Below are 17,310 nucleotides of genomic sequence, written 5' to 3'. Positions count from 1 at the left end.
AATGACAAATTTACGAGGTTTGTTGGGAATAGGAAATTAAATAGGAGAGAGTTTTAGTCCCTCTTCAAAAAATTATTTTATTTCAATCTTTTCTCCTCCGAATTTCGGCTGCACCCCGAAAAGAAGGTCCCAGTACACTTTTGCTTTCGCAACGTATTCTCTCAGGTTGGTTTTTAAGCCTGCATATTTGTTCACATCTGCCGCATTGAACCCGAAAGCTTCCATTCCGTTTTCCCTGGCGAGAAATACAGCTCTCTCATTATGAAACTTCTGTGAAATGATCACCAGCTTATTTTGCCCGAAAATCTCTTTGGCTCTGACCACAGAATCCAACGTCCGGAATCCGGCGTGATCCATCACGATTCTTTCTTTCGGAATACCATACTTCATCAAAGTCAACTGCATGTCTTCGGGTTCATTATAATCTTTAGTGCTGTTATCCCCGCTTACAATGATGTATTTGATTTTTCCGCTTCTGTAAAGATCAATGGCCGCTTGAATTCTATTGTAGAAATAGGCATTCGGCATTCCGTTGCTTAATGTTTTTCCAGTTCCCAGCAGCAAAGCGGTTTTCGTTTCAGGAACATCAGCAATGCGGTAAGAAACAAAAGCACTGCTTTCTTTTCTGATGCTGTAATTGGCCCAGACTATAAAAATAATTCCCGCCGCAAACAGCAGCAGGAATATTTTGAGAATATTTTTAATTACTTTTTTCATCCGGAATACTGTTTTTTAAAACTCAAGTCCGTTCGGGAAAGCTTTTTTTCTGAATATTAATAATAAAGCCGCGCCTACCGTAATGGCAGAATCAGCTACATTGAAGATATATTTGAAGAATTCAAGGTGTTTACCTCCGATCAAAGGGATATTTTCAGGAACATACCAGTCTACCAAAGGGAAGTGAAGCATATCTACCACACAGCCTTTCATAAAGGAAGAATAGCCCTGTCCGATCGGAACAAACTTAGAAACGCCGCCGTATCCGATCCATCGGTCGATGCTTTGGTCGTAAACGGTTCCGCTGTCGAAGATCAGTCCGTAGAACATACCATCAATGATATTTCCGATAGCACCAGCGAAAATAATAGCCATTGGAATCAGAAGATAATTGGAAGCCCCTTGTTTCAGCCATTTCTTAAACATATAAACCATTCCTCCGATTAAGAAAAGTCTCAGGATTACCAGGAAATATTTCCCAATGATTCCTCCGAAATGAAGTCCGTAAGCCATTCCGGGATTCTCTACAAAAGTCAGTTTAAAGCCGGGAAGAACAGTGATGCTGTCATCCAGATTGAAATGGGTTTTGATGTAAATTTTTGAAGCCTGATCAATTAACAATACTAAAAATGTTATAGCTAAGATCTTTTTCATTACTGTCCTTTTGGTTTAGAAGGTTTTTCCGTGTTTTTCTTATCGAAAATTTTCTTCGCCACCTTTTCTGTATGGAACGTATTTTTGGTCTGAGCACGCTCATATCTGATGTTCATATCTTTTAAAACACTTTTCAGTGCACTCAGTTCCATAGGGTTTTTAGGATGTACTATGATAGATTCCATTTTCTTTTCTTTTTTAAATGTTACATTTTGGACAGTTCATCGAGTCTTTTCCGGTCTTTTGCGGACAGGTCACTTATCCCGTTTTTGCCCATCTTACTCAAAAGTCTGTCGATTTCTTTTTCCCTTTCGCGTTTATCAGAATTAAACTGATCATCGATGGTATAGTTCTTATGCTGATCGGGGAAGAATCTGTTTTTGATCCAGGCCCTGTTTACAAACAGCAAAACTACGGCCACGATGATGCCTAAAATTAATACTCCGTTCATGGGTATACATTAAAAATTAGGTTTATAAAGTATCCGCGAATACGATATAAACCCAATATTATTTTTACAAACCTTAATGGTTTATTTCTGCATATTTTTCGCTTCAATGCTCAGCGTAGCATGAGGAACGGCTAAAAGTCTTTCCTTAGGAATCAGCTTTCCTGTCACTCTGCATACGCCGTAGGTTTTATTTTCGATACGGATCAAAGCATTCTTAAGATCACGTACGAATTTTTCCTGGCGCCCTGCCAATATAGAGTTCTGCTCCTTGCTCAGTGTCTCTGCTCCTTCTTCAAAAGCTTTGAAGGTAGGCGAAGTATCATCCGTACCATTATTCTGGTCGTTGATGAAACTTTCTCTGATCAGCTGAAGATCTCTTTCTGCTTTTTCTATTTTTTCTTTAATGATAGCCTTAAATTCCTGTAAATCAGCATCGCTGTATCTAACTCTTTCGTCTGACATATTCTTTTCTCTTTTTTAATAAAATTATGAAATGGAATTTGAAATACAATAACTATATGTTAATTTTTTTCGACATTTATCTTAAAACTAACCTCATCTATTTCGATTTCGTTAAAATTTGAAAGTGAAGATACAATTTCTATTTTATTTGACAAGACCTCAGATGAAATATATTCCTCATTTTTCTTAACATCTTCAATGAAAGGTGAATTTTCTTCAATGGAGATTTTGATCCTGTCCGTTAGTTCAAAGTCCTTCTCTTTTCGCAGGTTCTGAATTCTGTTGATGAACTCCCTTGCGATACCTTCAGATTTTAATTCTTCTGTTAATGTCAAATCTAATGCCACAGTTGTTTTCCCGTCGGAAGTTACCGTCCATCCCGGGATATCTTTTGTAGATATTTCCACATCATCAAGGGTGATCTCATACCCCTGAATATCTATTTTTCCGTCTTTTTCAAGACTGGCAATCTGCTCTGCGCTGAAATTCGCAATTTCTCCGCCTACCGTTTTCATGTCTTTCCCTAATTTAGGGCCTAAAGCTTTGAAATTCGGCTTGATTTGTTTTACAATTAAATGAGATGCTTCCTCAGCGTTGATCAACTGTAATTCTTTCACGTTCACTTCCTGCTTGATCAGGTCTGCAACCGCTAAGATTTGCTCTTCGGTTTTCGCATCCAGAACCGGAACCAATACTTTTTGTAATGGCTGGCGAACTTTCACATTTTCTTTCTTTCTCAGGGAGAAAACCATACTTGTGATGTTCTGAGCTAAGTGTGTTTTTTCTACCAGATCCTGATCGATCAGACTTTCGTCCGCTACAGGGAAGTCTGTTAAATGCACAGATTCACAGTTTTCTTTTCCTGTTACCTTATTTAAATCCTGATACAATTGATCCATAAAGAACGGAGCAATAGGCGCGGATAGTTTCGCCACCGTTTCAAGACAGGTATATAAAGTCTGGTAAGCCGAGATCTTATCGTCAGAATAATCTCCTTTCCAGAAACGTCTTCTACACAGTCTTACGTACCAGTTGCTCAGATTATCATTCACAAATGTGCTGATGGCTCTGGCTACTCTTGTCGGTTCGTAATCTTCGTAGAATGCTTTTACTTCTTTAATTAGAAGATTAAGTTCGGAAAGGATCCATCTATCGATTTCAGGACGGTTTTCCACTTCTTTTTCTGTGTAATTGAAGCCATCCACATTCGCATACAGGGCAAAGAATGAATAGGTATTATAAAGGGTTCCGAAGAACTTTCTTCTTACTTCATCAATTCCTTCGATGTCGAATTTCAGGTTTTCCCAAGGATTCGCATTCGAGATCATATACCATCTCGTAGCATCTGGCCCATATACAGAAAGTGTTTCGAACGGATCTACTGCATTTCCTTTGGATTTTGACATTTTCAGTCCGTTTTTATCCAAAACAAGCCCGTTGCTCATTACATTTTTATAAGCAACTGAATCAAAAACCGCTGTTCCGATCGCGTGAAGAGTATAGAACCAACCACGCGTCTGGTCAACGCCTTCCGCGATAAAATCTGCCGGGAACGCTTTATTATTGTCAATTAATTCTTTATTCTCAAAAGGATAATGCAACTGAGCGTAAGGCATCGAACCTGAATCGAACCAAACGTCGATTAAGTCGCTTTCACGCTTCATGGCTTTTCCTGAATCTGAAACTAAAATGATTTTGTCTACTACATTCTTGTGAAGATCCACCAGTTCATAGTTCTGCTCAGACATATTTCCTATGATAAAGCCCTGGAACGGATTTTCTTTCATCAATCCTGCAGCAACAGACTTTTCGATCTCATTATATAACTCCTCTACAGATCCGATGATCTTTTCTTCTTTAAGATCTTCAGTTCTCCAGATCGGTAACGGAACTCCCCAATATCTTGAACGGGATAAATTCCAGTCGTTTACGTTTTCAATCCAGTTCGCAAAACGTCCTTCTCCCGTTGATTTAGGTTTCCAGTTAATTTCTTTGTTTAAATCCACCAATCTGTCTTTCACAGCGGTCATTTTCACAAACCACGAATCCAGCGGATAGTATAATACGGGCTTGTCAGTTCTCCAGCAGTGCGGATAGCTGTGAACGTATTTCTCTACTTTGAAGGCTTTATTTTCAGTCTTCAGAACGATGGCAAGTTCTACATCCCACGATTTCTCAGGCGCAGTTCCATCATCATAATATTCGTTCTTGATATATTTTCCTGAGAATAATTCAGGCACATTTTCTCCCCTGATAAATCTTCCCTGTAAATCTACCAGCGGAACCAGATTATCATTTTCGTCTTTGATCAACATGGGCGGAATTCCGGCTTCCTTTGCTACTCTTGCATCATCCGCACCAAAAGTAGGCGCGATGTGAACGATACCGGTACCGTCCTCAGTCGTTACAAAATCTCCCAAAATCACTCTGAAAGCTTTTTCAGGGGAATCATTAGGCGTAAACCAAGGGATTAACTGCTCATAATGAGTTCCGGCAAGCTTTTCTCCTGTAAATTCTTTTACAATTTTGAAAGGAATCACCTTGCTTTCCGCAGTATAACCAGCGAAATCTTCATCGGTTCCTTCAGCATATTTCTTACCGAATACTTTAGGTAAAAGAACTCTGGATAAAACAATAGCTATTGGCTCAAATGTATATTGATTGAATGTTTTAACTAAAACATATTCAATATCTCTTCCTACAGCCAGTGCTGTATTAGATGGCAAGGTCCATGGAGTTGTCGTCCATGCCAGAATGCTTACATCTTCTTCCACATTACTAAATAATTCAGAAGATTCTTTTTTTACTTTGAACTGAGCTACAACGGTAGTGTCAGAAACATCGTGATAAGTTCCCGGCATATTTAATTCCGCAGAAGAAAGTCCTGTTCCTGCTTTCGGAGAATAAGGCTGGATCGTGTAGCCTTTGTACAATAATTCTTTATTATACAACTGCTTCAGCAACCACCAAACCGTCTCCATATATTTTGACTTATACGTGATATACGGATCTTCTAGATCTACCCAATATCCGATTTTTTCCGTAAGGTTGTTCCATACGTCTGTATATCGCATTACTGCTTCACGACAAGCTTTATTGTAGTCTTCAATAGAGATTTTTTTGCCAATATCCTCTTTAGTAATTCCTAATTCTTTTTCTACGCCCAGTTCTACAGGAAGTCCATGTGTATCCCAGCCCGCTTTACGGAAAACCTGTTTTCCGTTCTGAGTCTGGTAACGACAAAAAATATCCTTTAATGCTCTGGCCATAACGTGGTGAATTCCGGGCATACCGTTTGCTGAAGGCGGACCTTCATAAAAAACAAACTCGGCATTACCCTCGCGAATCTCAACACTTTTACTGAACGTTTTATTCTGTTTCCAAAACTCCGATACATTCTCGGCTATGTCAATAAGGTTGAGGTTTTTGTATTCTTTAAATTGGCTCATTGTAAATATCTCAATATCGTTGATTAATTAAGTCTGCAAATTTACTAAATTTTGTCGGTTTATAAGATATGTTTTATTTAGCTTATATCTATTAAAAAGTTCAATTTCAGAAATATAAATAAGGGAAGTGATAAAATGGGAATGGGGAATGGTGAATACGTCAATTTTTACTATTTATTTTATATTTTTTTTCTTTCATTTTCTGCAATAATAGATGGCTTTATCTTGCTTAAAAAATAAATACTCTCCTGTCCGGCTTTAGCCAAAATATAGCCCAGGATGGATAAAGTCCTATAGTTTTTAACGCAATCATCCGTGTAAATTTGTGTCATTCGTGGTTAAAATAAAAAAATCTCACTTAGAATAATTAAAATTTTGTAAATTTAAATAGAACCCCAAACCCAGATGCTGTATGAAAACTTTCTGTAAATTAATCATAATCGTTTATTTCCTTAATAGCATCTTTACATCTGCTCAGAAAAACTATCCGCAAAATTATTTCCGGAATCCTCTGAATATTCCAATGCAGCTCGCAGCCAACTTCGGTGCCGTCCGTTCCAATCATTTTCACATGGGATTGGATTTACGGACCAACAGTCAGGAAAACCTATCCGTTGTTGCGGCGGCAGATGGTTATGTGAGCAGGATAAAAGTAGAAAGATATGGCTTTGGAAATGCGGTGTATGTGACGCATCCAAACGGGTACACCACACTATATGCGCATCTGAATAAATATTATGATAAGCTGGATGAATTTGTAAAAGAAAGACAATATAAAGACGAAAAATGGGAACAGGATATCACTTTTTCCCCCGGACAGTTTCCCGTAACCAAAGGACAGCTTATTGCTTTGAGTGGGAATACCGGAGGCTCAGCCGGACCGCATTTACATTTTGAAATCAGAGATACAAAAACGGAAGAATGCATCAATCCTTTGCTTTTCGGATTCAATATTCCGGATGGTATTGCGCCTATTATCAGCGGGCTTTATTGGTATGACCGACGTTTCAGTACCTATGAACCAGGTGCCAACGGGATTGCTGTAAAAAAAGCTGGCAGTACATATACAACGGATGTAGTGCGGGTAAGTTCACCAACGATAAGCTTTGCTATAAGAGCTGTGGATAAAGCCAATCAAGGGTTTAATCTTGGAATTTATCATGCAGAATTATTAATGGACGACCGTTTGATCTACAGTTTTTCCATGGATCAGGTGAGTTACGATGATACACGCTATATTAATGGCTGTATCGATTATACCAAGTTTGCAAAGGATAAAATGAGCATTCAGCATTTATCGTCTTTACCGGGCATGAATTTGAAAAATTACAGCCAGCCGGATTTAAATGGACTGATCACGCTTCAGGATGAAGATATTCACCAGATTGAAATTATTTTAAAAGATGTCAACGGAAATACAAGCCGGTTGAAAACAAAAGTGCAGTTGAATAAAAATTCAGAAGCAATTTCGCAAACGGGAAAAACCGTACTGCCCAATCAGGGAAAAACGATGACCACTGAAAATGCTGAGATCAATTTCAGTAAAAATGGAGTGTATGATGCCGTGAATTTTCAAATGTCTGAAAAGCCGGCGACCAATGCAGATGGAGTTTCAAATACACTTATTCTGCAGTCCCCTTATATCCCGGTGCATGACGATTATACCTTAAAAATAAAACCCAACAGAAAATTAACCGGTGAAGAAAAAGGAAAAGTAATTGTTCTCTTTGATTATGGAAGCGATACAAAGGTGATCAAAGGAAAGTGGGATGGTGACAGAATGGAAGCACAGTTTAACAGACTAGGGACAGCAACATTGTTATTGGATCAAAGTCTGCCGTCTGTTTCTTCGGGTTGGAAAGATGGAGCTCTTATAAACAGCAGTACTTTGCGGTTGAGCGGAAGAACGAAAATCGGAGATATCGTATCATTCCGTGCGGAAATGGATGGGAAATGGCTTCGATTCGCCCGTGTTAAAGATGATTTTGTTTATGTTTTTGATGAAAAATGTCCCAAAGGTTCAGGTGTACATACTTTAAAAGTAACCACTACCAATACAGCCGGAAATACCAATACACAGACTTTTAGCTTTCAGCGATAAAATTATTGGGACTTCAGGTTTTTAATTTTTTAATCATTCAATCTTTTAATTTTAATTAAATAAATTTGTTCCTTAAAATTAAAATCATTGGAATTTTATCCGGCCATCGAGAAATCAAATCTTCAGGACATCAAAAAGTTTCAGGAGCATAAGCTTCAGGAGCTTCTGGTTTATCTTAAAAAAAAATCACCTTTTTATCAAAAACTGTTTCAGGAAAACAGGATCAATATTTCGGATATTCAGACGTTGGAAGATCTGCGGAAAATTCCCACCACCACAAAAGATGATCTTCAACAGCATAATCACGACTTTTTCTGTATTCCACCGGATAAAATTGTAGACTACAGCACTACTTCCGGAACTTTGGGTGATCCGGTTACTTTCGGATTGTCCGACAGCGATCTTGAAAGACTGGCTTACAATGAAGCGATTTCCTTTGTCTGTGCAGGAATTCAGAAAGGAGATGTTGTGCAGATGATCACCACCATTGACAAAAGATTTATGGCTGGTCTGGCTTACTTTCTCGGATTGAGAAAAATGGGTGCCAGTGTAGTTAGAATGGGACCCGGTATTCCGGAGCTGCAGTGGGATTCTATTTTCAGATACAAACCCAAATACCTGATCACCGTTCCGTCTTTTCTATTAAAGATGATCGATTATGCTGAAAAACATGGAATAGATTACAAAAATTCAAGTGTTTACGGAGCCGTTTGTATCGGGGAAAGTATCAAAAATCAGGACTTTACGGATAATATTCTTTCGCAGAAGATTAAAGAGAAGTGGGATATTAAATTATTTTCCACGTACGCTTCTACAGAAATGAGCACAGCCTTTACAGAATGTGAGTTCCAAACCGGAGGCCATCATCATCCGGAACTGATTATCACAGAAATTCTTGATGATAACGAAAATCCTGTCGCAGAAGGAGAGAACGGCGAGCTTACGATCACTACTTTAGGGGTTGAAGCTATTCCTTTGCTTCGTTTCAAAACGGGAGATATTGTAAAAGCTCATTATGAACCTTGCGATTGCGGAAGAAATACGATGAGACTGGGCCCTGTTGTCGGAAGAAAACAGCAAATGATCAAATACAAAGGCACAACGCTGTATCCACCGGCGATGACTGATATTTTGAACGACTTCAGTACGATTTTATGCTATCAGATCGTTATTCAGTCTAATGAAATCGGGCTGGATGAAATTATCATTAAACTCAGTACAGACCAGGATCAAGAAACCTTTGTAAATGAAGTCCGCGACCATTTCCGTGCAAAACTGAGAGTAAGTCCTAAAATTGAAATCATAGACTTTGATATTTTGTCCAAAACTGTTTTTAACCCGAACAGCAGAAAACCGATCACTTTTATAGATTTGAGATAGAAAATCAGAACTTCAGCACAAAAAATGAAACCCATTTAAATTAAAAAAATATAAAACCATGAAAAAATTATTATTCTTATTGCTGGTTGCCATTTCTACCGTTGCAATGGCACAAAAATTTAAGATCCAAAGTGGAGATGCAAAATTCTTGAAGGGAACTGAAACAGTGAACGTTGTTTTTGATTACTCAGAGATGAAACTGCTGAAAGAAAATTATACCGAAGCAGAATATATTCCAAGAAGAATTGAAGAGCTGAACAAAAAAACTGAAGGAAGCGGAGAAATCTGGAAAAAGCAGTGGGAGCGTGTTAAAGAAGAATTGTGGAACCCGAAATTCATTACAATATTTAATAAGGTCTTGTCAAAAGAGAACATCAATACAAAGCTTAAGGAAAATGCTCAGAGTCCTTATACTTTAATGGTGAAAGTAAAGTGGGTGTATCCGGGTTGGGATGCTGGAATTATGAAGCAGCCTGCAAAAGTGACTACGCAACTTACTTTTGTGGAAACAGATTCTAAGAAGGTCTTGTTCGACATTGAAAGTGTAGATGCGCCGGGAGACCAGTGGGGAAGTAATTTTAATAACGAAACCAGAGTGGGAGAAGGGTTTGCAAAAACTGGTAAAACACTCGCCCAGAGAATGGAAAGAGATTTAAAATAAAACAAAACCGGTCTGAAATTCAGACCGGTTTTGTTTATGATTGTTCCTGTTGTTGCTGTTTTTCAAGCTTAATCAGATTCGCAAGATTTTTAATAACCGTATCGTGCTTCTTTACAAACGGATTGTCTTTATTCCAGACATATCCTGCGAGTACTGCACATATTTTTCTCTTGACGTCTTCGTTTTCCGGTCTGTGGAAGAAAAGCTCTTGAAGATTTCCCGTATACCATTCTTTTACATAGGTGGTGAAAACATCCACACCGTAAAGAATATAATCTGTGTATTCCGTCTGCCAGTCGATCTTCTCACCGTTCAGCTGACGCAAAGCCAGTTTTGCAGCAAGCATTCCCGATTCCGTGGCAAAGGCCATTCCTGATGAGAACACAGGATCAAGGAACTCAGATGCATTTCCGGTAAGTGCATATCCGTCTCCGAATAATTGTTTTACCGAACACGAATAATCTTTCAGATGTCTTGGTTCAAAAAGGAAATCTACATTTCCGAAACGTTTTACATAATAATCAGACAGAGAAATAGCCTTTCTTAAAGCCTCTGCAGTATCGCCGTTTTCAGAAAGTTTGTCGATGTATTCCGTAGGACCTACAATTCCGACACTCGTATTTCCGTTGGAGAAAGGAATCACCCAAAGCCATACTTCAGTTTCTATAATATCAAAAGAGATCAAAGTTCCTTCTTCACCTTCCTCTCTGTTAATGTCTTCTACGTGGGCAAAAATAGCAGAATGCGGAGAAAGCTTGGAAGGTTTTTCAAGATCAAGAAGCCTTGGAAGCACTCTTCCGTATCCGCTTGAATCGATCACGAACTTAGAATGGATTTCTTTGGTTTCGCCATCTTTGGTTTTTACGGTAGTGATAGAATCTGTACCGTTAAATTGAATATCAATAACTTCGGTCTCAAATTCAAGATCGATGCCTTTGTTGATCACTTCCTGAGCAAGAGTATTATCAAAATCAGCTCTTGGAACCTGCCAGGTCGAGTCCCAGCCTTCTCCGAACTTATCGCTGAAATCAAAAATGCAAACCTCGTCGCCTCTTAGGAAACGGGCTCCAAGCTTTTTTTCAAAGCCCATTTTATCCAAAGCAGGAAAAAGTCCGGCCTCGTCAAAATGATCCATTACCCTGGGAATTAGGCTTTCACCAACTACAAGTCTTGGGAATTTTGTCTTTTCAACAACTTTTACGTTGACATTGTTCTTCTTTAAATATGAAGAAGATACGCATCCGGAAGGCCCAGCCCCGATTACAAGAACATCAACAAATTCTTTGCTCATCTTGATTTTTTATTTTAATAATAACTTCTATCTTTGCCGCAAAATTAGTGACAATTAATTAATATTTTACAAAATTATCAACTATTACTTTTAATTGATGAAAATAAATAACTTTTTAGAACTGAAGGATTTTCAAAAAATTATCATTGAAAATGAAAAAATCGAACTGGACACACCACTTTTAGATAGAGTGGAGACGAGTTTTCAGTTTTTAAAGGAATTTTCGAGAAATAAAGTAATATATGGTGTGAATACCGGTTTTGGGCCTATGGCTCAGTTCAAAATCAGTGATGAAGATACCCATCAGCTTCAGTATAACCTGATCAGAAGTCATTCTTCAGGAATCGGAAATCCGTTGCCTGCTCAGGAAGTAAAAGCCTGTATGCTGGCAAGGCTTAATACCCTTTCACTTGGAAATTCCGGCGTTCACCAGTCTGTCGTTCATTTACTTAAGGAATTGATCAACAGAGATATTACACCTTTGATCTTTGAACACGGAGGAGTGGGAGCAAGCGGAGATTTGGTACAGCTTGCCCACCTTGCTTTGGTGCTGATAGGAGAAGGGGAAGTTTACTATAATGGCGAAAGAAAAGCTACAAAAGATGTTTTTGAAGCGGAAGGATTAGAGCCTATCAAAGTTGAAATTCGTGAAGGACTTGCTTTGATGAACGGAACTTCCGTGATGTCCGGGATAGGAATTGTTAATGCTTATAAAGCGAATCAGCTGACCGATATTTCAATCAGGCTTTCATGTGCGATCAATGAGATCGTGCAGGCCTATGATGACCACCTTTCGGAAGCTTTGAACGGGACGAAAAAACATTACGGCCAGCAGAAAGTGGCAGAAAGAATGCGTGCTCATCTGGCAGACAGTAAGCTCATCAGAAAAAGAGAAGACCATCTTTATACCCATTTCGAAGAACAGGAAAAAGTATTTAAGGAAAAAGTGCAGGAATACTATTCATTAAGATGTGTTCCACAGATCTTAGGCCCTGTTTTAGATACTTTGGAATACACTGAGAATGTTCTTGAAAACGAGATCAATTCAGCAAATGATAACCCGATTATCAATGTAGCAGACAAGCATGTTTATCACGGTGGAAACTTCCACGGAGATTATATTTCATTGGAAATGGACAAATTGAAAATCGTAGTTACCAAGCTGACGATGTTGGCAGAAAGGCAGTTGAACTACCTTTTAAATGCAAAGATCAACGAAATTTTGCCTCCTTTTGTAAATTTAGGTAAATTAGGGTTCAATTTCGGGATGCAGGGGGTGCAGTTTACAGCAACATCTACTACGGCGGAAAGCCAGATGTTATCCAATTCCATGTATGTGCACAGTATTCCTAATAATAATGATAATCAAGATATTGTAAGCATGGGAACCAATGCAGCGGTGATCTGCAGAAAGGTGATAGAGAATGCATTTGAAGTATTGGCCATTGAAGCTATTACCATTATTCAGGCTGTTGAGTACCTTGGATTCCAGGATAAAGTTTCGTCTTCTACCAAAGAACTGTATGACGAAATAAGAAAAATTATTCCTGCATTTTCAGATGATATGGTAATGTATCCGTATCTGGAAAATGTCAAGCAGTATCTTAAAAATATAAAGTAAAAAATGAAAAAGGCACTGATTTTTTCTCTGTTAGCTATAGGACAAATACTTTTTGCCCAGGAATTAGCTTTGGTGAAGGAAAAATCAACAGTAGGATATATCGATAGATCCGGGAAGTATGTTATTTATCCGACTTTCGATGCGGCAAAAAACTTCTCAGATGGCTTGGCTGCTGTGAAGATAAAACAACTTTGGGGATTCATCGGAAAAGACGGTAAAATGGTTATTGAACCTTCTTTTACCAATATAAGGGAATTTCATGATGGAATCTGCATCGTTGAAAAAGAAGGAGCATGGATGTACATCAATAAAAAAGGTGAAAAACTGACGATGCCTTCTTCAGAAAAGTTATATGATTTTAATGAAGGTTTAGCTTTTTTTAAAATTAACAATAAAATCGGAGCATTCAATACAGCCGGAAAAGTAATCATTCGTGAAGAATATGACGTGATTAAACCTTTTCAGAACGGTTTTGCAAGAGCTTCTAAAAACAGCAAATGGGGAATTCTCAATACAAAAGGCGAAACCATTGTTCCTTTTGAGTATGACGATCTTGGAGAATATTCAGACGGAATTACCTGGGCACAAAAAGACAAATCCTTTGGGCTTGTTGATGGCAAAGACTTTAAAGTAATCGACGGAGTTGATAAAATTTGGGATTTCGATAATCAGCCGATGACTCATGCCAGAAAAAATGGCAAAATCGGTTTCGTAGATAAAACGGGAAAATGGACTATCGAACCGCAATTTGAGAAGGCGAGAAGCTTTAGTCAAAACTTAGCTCCGGTTTGTCTGAAAAATAAATGGGGATATATTGATCCCACAGGAAACTTTGTGATAGAGCCACAGTATAGCGATGCAGAAGTTTTCAGCAGTGACAATCTTGCTCCGGTAAGAGGAAAAGGTTGGGGATTTATCGACAATACCGGAAAAATAGTTATTCCGATGGGATACGAAATCTCTGCAAGTTTTGGCTTCGGAGAAAAAAATAAAGGATTCAACCAGGGCGTATCAAGAGTGAAAAAAGGCGGAAAATGGGGATTCATCGATACATCCGGAAACCTGCTTGGCGATAAATGGTTCTATAATGCAGAGCTTTTTCAAAATTAAAAAAACTAACACTAAGACATGAAATGTGCAATTATAACAGGCGGATCCAGAGGAATTGGAAGGGCAATTTGTCTCAAACTGGCAGAAGAAAAAAATTATCATATTTTAATTAATTATACCTCAAACGATACTGCAGCCAAGGAAACTTTAACTAAAGTACAGGAGTTGGGGGCTACAGGAGAGCTCCTTAAATTTGACGTAGCGAATGCAGAAGAAAGCCTGAATGTTTTGGCCCAATGGCAGGAAGGCAACCCTGATGCCATCGTTGAGGTGATCGTAAATAATGCCGGCATCACAAGAGACGGTTTGTTCATGTGGATGCAGAGTGAAGACTGGAACAGTGTCATCAACACAAGCCTGAACGGCTTTTTCAACGTAACCAATTTCTTTATCCAGAAACTTCTGCGCAATAAATATGGAAGAATCATCAATATGGTTTCTGTTTCCGGAGTAAAAGGGACGGCTGGACAGACCAATTATTCTGCAGCAAAAGGAGCTTTGGTAGGTGCTACAAAAGCTTTGGCTCAGGAGGTGGCGAAAAGAAATATCACGGTCAATGCAGTAGCTCCGGGATTTATCAGAACAGATATGACTCAGGACTTCAATGAAGACGAACTTAAAGCGATGATCCCTGCCAACAGGTTTGGAGAAGCGGAAGAAGTAGCAGATCTGGTTGCGTTTTTAGCCTCAAGAAAAGCGTCATACATTACCGGAGAAATAGTGAACATCAACGGAGGAATTTACTCTTAACAATAAAAAAATAATGTAACAATATAGCAATGTAACAACCTTCATCCGAAATATTGTTACATTGCTATACTGATACATTGTTACATTCAAATATAAAGACATGGAAAATAGGGTTGTAATTACCGGAATGGGAATTTATTCTTGCATCGGGACCTCTTTGGAAGAAGTCAAAGAATCCCTATATCAAGGAAAATCCGGTATTGCTTTAGTACAGGAAAGAAAAGAATTCGGATTCAGATCAGGCCTTACAGGTGTAGTCCCGAAACCGGATCTTAAAAATCTACTCAACAGACGCCAGCGTGTAAGCATGGGTGAGGAAAGCGAATATGCTTATCTTGCTACCAGCGATGCACTTAAACAGGCAGGTTTAGACCAGGATTTCCTGGACAGCCATGAAGTTGGGATTCTATACGGAAACGACAGTGTTTCTCAGGCGGTTGTAGAATCTATCGATATTGCCAGAGAAAAAAAAGATACAACATTGATGGGATCCGGAGCGATCTTTAAATCAATGAATTCTACAGTAACCATGAACCTTTCTACTATTTTTAAACTGAAAGGAATCAATCTTACCATCAGTGCAGCGTGTGCCAGCGGCTCGCATTCTTTGGGACTGGCGCATATGATGATCAGTAATGGTTTTCAGGATATGATTATCTGCGGCGGTGCTCAGGAAACGAACAAATATTCAATGGCAAGCTTTGACGGGCTGGGCGTTTTTTCTGTGAGAGAAGATGAACCTACCAAAGCATCAAGACCTTTTGATTCCGGAAGAGACGGACTGATTCCAAGTGGAGGTGCAGCCAGTCTTGTGGTGGAAAGTTTAGAATCTGCCCAGAAAAGAGGAGCTACCATTCTTGCCGAAATTGTAGGATACGGCTTTTCATCAAACGGCGGACATATTTCAACACCGAATGTGGATGGTCCTGCTTTAGCGATGCAAAGAGCGCTTAAACAATCAGGATTAAAAGTAGAAGATATCGATTATATCAACGCTCATGCGACTTCCACACCTATCGGAGATGCCAATGAAGCCAAAGCCATTCACGAGATCTTCGGAAGCGAAATTCCAGTAAGTTCTACCAAGTCCATGACCGGTCATGAATGCTGGATGGCAGGGGCAAGTGAAGTTGTTTACTCCATTTTGATGATGCAGAATGATTTCGTTGCACCGAACATCAATCTGGAAAACCCTGACGATGAGGCGAAAAAGATAAATTTGGTCTCAAAAACGAAAACTCAAAAAATTGACGTATTTTTGTCGAATTCTTTCGGATTTGGGGGAACCAACTCTGCATTAATAGTTAAAAAATTTGATTAAAAACATGGAAAGGGAAAAAATTGTTGACATCGTTAATGATTTCTTAGTAAACGAATTCGAGGTAGACGGCGATGAGATCAGTAATGACGCCAACCTGAAAAAGACGCTTGGACTGGACAGTCTGGACTATATTGATATGGTCGTAGTGATTGAATCTAATTTCGGAGTGAAATTAGGTGAGGCGGATTTTAAAAAAATGGTCACGTTTGACGATTTCTATACTACGATTGAGCAGAAGATCGCTGAAAAAAACGCATAACTATCGATTGAACTTTATTCTTTTTAATAATGTAACGATAAAACAATGTACCAGTGTAACAATAACTTCAGAAGAAATATTGTTACACTGGTATATTGATAAATTGGTAAATTGAAATATGAACAAGTGGAAAGGTAAATCTAAAGGAACCATACTGGGATATAAAATATTCGTCTGGTGTATTAGAAATATCGGGATCCGGAGTTCATATGTTGTACTCTATTTCGTAGCTTCCTATTACTTTTTATTCTTAAAAAAGAGCAATCGCTACATCTTTTATTATTTTCAGAAAAGACTGAATTACGGCTACTGGAGATCAAAAGCCTGTGTCTTTAAAAGCTATTTTACTTTTGGAAAAGTTTTAATTGATAAAACAGCAATTTCTGCCGGTTTAAGGGAAAAATACACCTATGAATTTGATGGTGTAGAAAATCTTAAGAATCTTTTGGCCGAAAAAAAAGGCGGGGTGCTTATCAGTGCTCACATTGGAAACTTTGAAATTGCAGAACATTTCTTTGCTGATATCGATTTCGACTGTCAGATCAATCTGGTGACTACAGATCAGGAAGTGACGGTCATTAAAGAATATCTTGAAAGCGTTGCCGTAAAACAGAGCAATATCAAATTCATCTATGTCAAAGAAGATATGTCCCATATTTTTGAGATCAATCAGGCTTTGTCAAATAATGAACTGATCTGCTTTACCGGAGACCGTTATTTCGAAGGTTCAAAATATCTTGAAGCCGATCTGCTGGGAAAAAGTGCTAAATTTCCGGCCGGTCCTTTCCTTATTGCTTCCCGTCTTGGCGTTCCCGTTGTCTATGTATATGTAATGAAAGAAAAAAATCTTCATTACCATTTGTACGCAAGGGTAGCACAAAATATTAAAAACCGTGATTCTCAGGGACTTCTCAATTCTTATGTCCAGAATCTGGAATCTATGATCAGAAAATATTCCCTTCAATGGTTCAATTATTTCGATTTTTGGGATGATATTGATTAATTTTTCTAATTTTATCCCTGAAAACTAATTAATAAACTCAAATCGTTAAATAAATTCAGAAATTGGAGCGTTGAACCTTT

At 38.5% G+C, this 17,310-nt stretch carries 16 protein-coding genes; 9 read left to right on the top strand and 7 right to left on the bottom strand.

The annotated features are described in order from the left end of the window. Nucleotides 1-72: 72 nt before the first annotated feature. The 6 genes from LC419_RS20140 to ileS all read right to left on the bottom strand — a co-directional run bounded on the left by LC419_RS20140 (nt 73) and on the right by ileS (nt 5,733). Nucleotides 73-717 (bottom strand): vancomycin high temperature exclusion protein, encoded by a 645-nt coding sequence (locus tag LC419_RS20140; RefSeq protein ID WP_223609028.1) that lies wholly within the window; start codon nt 715-717, stop codon nt 73-75. Nucleotides 718-732: 15 nt separating this feature from the next. After that, the gene (locus tag LC419_RS20135; protein ID WP_073170443.1) at nt 733-1,371 is read right to left on the bottom strand and encodes a lipoprotein signal peptidase; all 639 of its coding nucleotides are present in this window, start codon (nt 1,369-1,371) and stop codon (nt 733-735) included. Beyond that, entirely contained in the window at nt 1,371-1,556 is a 186-nt protein-coding gene (locus LC419_RS20130) for a DUF2683 family protein (protein ID WP_223609027.1), read from the bottom strand. Before LC419_RS20130 ends, LC419_RS20135 begins: the two co-directional genes overlap by 1 nt. Nucleotides 1,557-1,576: 20 nt before the next feature. After that, entirely contained in the window at nt 1,577-1,822 is a 246-nt protein-coding gene (locus LC419_RS20125) for a DUF6576 domain-containing protein (protein WP_223609026.1), read from the bottom strand. An 81-nt stretch (nt 1,823-1,903) separates the two neighbouring features. Continuing rightward, on the bottom strand, nt 1,904-2,284 hold the full coding sequence (locus LC419_RS20120; protein ID WP_034726982.1) for a TraR/DksA C4-type zinc finger protein: 381 nt from the start codon (nt 2,282-2,284) through the stop codon (nt 1,904-1,906). Between the two features lie 59 nt (nt 2,285-2,343). After that, nucleotides 2,344-5,733, bottom strand: coding sequence for an isoleucine--tRNA ligase (ileS, locus tag LC419_RS20115; protein ID WP_223609025.1), 3,390 nt, complete (start codon nt 5,731-5,733; stop codon nt 2,344-2,346). Nucleotides 5,734-6,145: 412 nt separating this feature from the next. Here ileS and LC419_RS24165 point away from each other — a divergent pair, with 412 nt between their 5' ends. From LC419_RS24165 to LC419_RS20100, 3 genes are all read left to right on the top strand, one after another. Then, entirely contained in the window at nt 6,146-7,834 is a 1,689-nt protein-coding gene (locus LC419_RS24165; protein ID WP_306666589.1) for a M23 family metallopeptidase, read from the top strand. Between the two features lie 87 nt (nt 7,835-7,921). Next, the gene (locus tag LC419_RS20105; RefSeq protein ID WP_223609024.1) at nt 7,922-9,214 is read left to right on the top strand and encodes a phenylacetate--CoA ligase family protein; all 1,293 of its coding nucleotides are present in this window, start codon (nt 7,922-7,924) and stop codon (nt 9,212-9,214) included. A 58-nt stretch (nt 9,215-9,272) separates the two neighbouring features. Next, entirely contained in the window at nt 9,273-9,875 is a 603-nt protein-coding gene (locus LC419_RS20100) for a hypothetical protein (RefSeq protein ID WP_223609023.1), read from the top strand. Nucleotides 9,876-9,909: 34 nt separating this feature from the next. Here the strand turns inward: LC419_RS20100 and LC419_RS20095 are convergent, their stop codons facing one another. Then, complete coding sequence (locus LC419_RS20095; protein ID WP_223609022.1) at nt 9,910-11,166, bottom strand: NAD(P)/FAD-dependent oxidoreductase; 1,257 nt, start codon at nt 11,164-11,166, stop codon at nt 9,910-9,912. A 97-nt stretch (nt 11,167-11,263) separates the two neighbouring features. On the opposite strand from LC419_RS20095, the gene hutH reads away from it, so the two are divergent. The 6 genes from hutH (at nt 11,264) to LC419_RS20065 (ending at nt 17,230) form a co-directional block, all read left to right on the top strand. Beyond that, nucleotides 11,264-12,787 carry a histidine ammonia-lyase gene (hutH, locus tag LC419_RS20090; protein WP_223609021.1) on the top strand — a complete coding sequence of 508 codons (1,524 nt, stop codon included), beginning with the start codon at nt 11,264-11,266 and terminating at the stop codon, nt 12,785-12,787. Between the two features lie 3 nt (nt 12,788-12,790). Continuing rightward, the gene (locus LC419_RS20085) at nt 12,791-13,897 is read left to right on the top strand and encodes a WG repeat-containing protein (protein ID WP_223609020.1); all 1,107 of its coding nucleotides are present in this window, start codon (nt 12,791-12,793) and stop codon (nt 13,895-13,897) included. A gap of 18 nt (nt 13,898-13,915) precedes the next feature. Next, nucleotides 13,916-14,647, top strand: a complete 732-nt coding sequence (gene fabG / locus LC419_RS20080) for a 3-oxoacyl-ACP reductase FabG (protein WP_223609019.1) — start codon at nt 13,916-13,918, stop codon at nt 14,645-14,647. A 100-nt stretch (nt 14,648-14,747) separates the two neighbouring features. Further along, on the top strand, nt 14,748-15,968 hold the full coding sequence (locus LC419_RS20075) for a beta-ketoacyl synthase (protein WP_223609018.1): 1,221 nt from the start codon (nt 14,748-14,750) through the stop codon (nt 15,966-15,968). Between the two features lie 4 nt (nt 15,969-15,972). Continuing rightward, entirely contained in the window at nt 15,973-16,227 is a 255-nt protein-coding gene (locus tag LC419_RS20070) for an acyl carrier protein (protein ID WP_034727052.1), read from the top strand. Nucleotides 16,228-16,345: 118 nt separating this feature from the next. After that, on the top strand, nt 16,346-17,230 hold the full coding sequence (locus LC419_RS20065; RefSeq protein WP_223609017.1) for a lipid A biosynthesis acyltransferase: 885 nt from the start codon (nt 16,346-16,348) through the stop codon (nt 17,228-17,230). The last annotated feature ends 80 nt before the right edge of the window (nt 17,231-17,310 follow it).

It is taken from the genome of Chryseobacterium sp. OSA05B (assembly GCF_019970065.1).
Taxonomy (GTDB): Bacteria; Bacteroidota; Bacteroidia; order Flavobacteriales; family Weeksellaceae; genus Chryseobacterium.
This window is presented reverse-complemented; position numbering and strand designations above follow the sequence as displayed.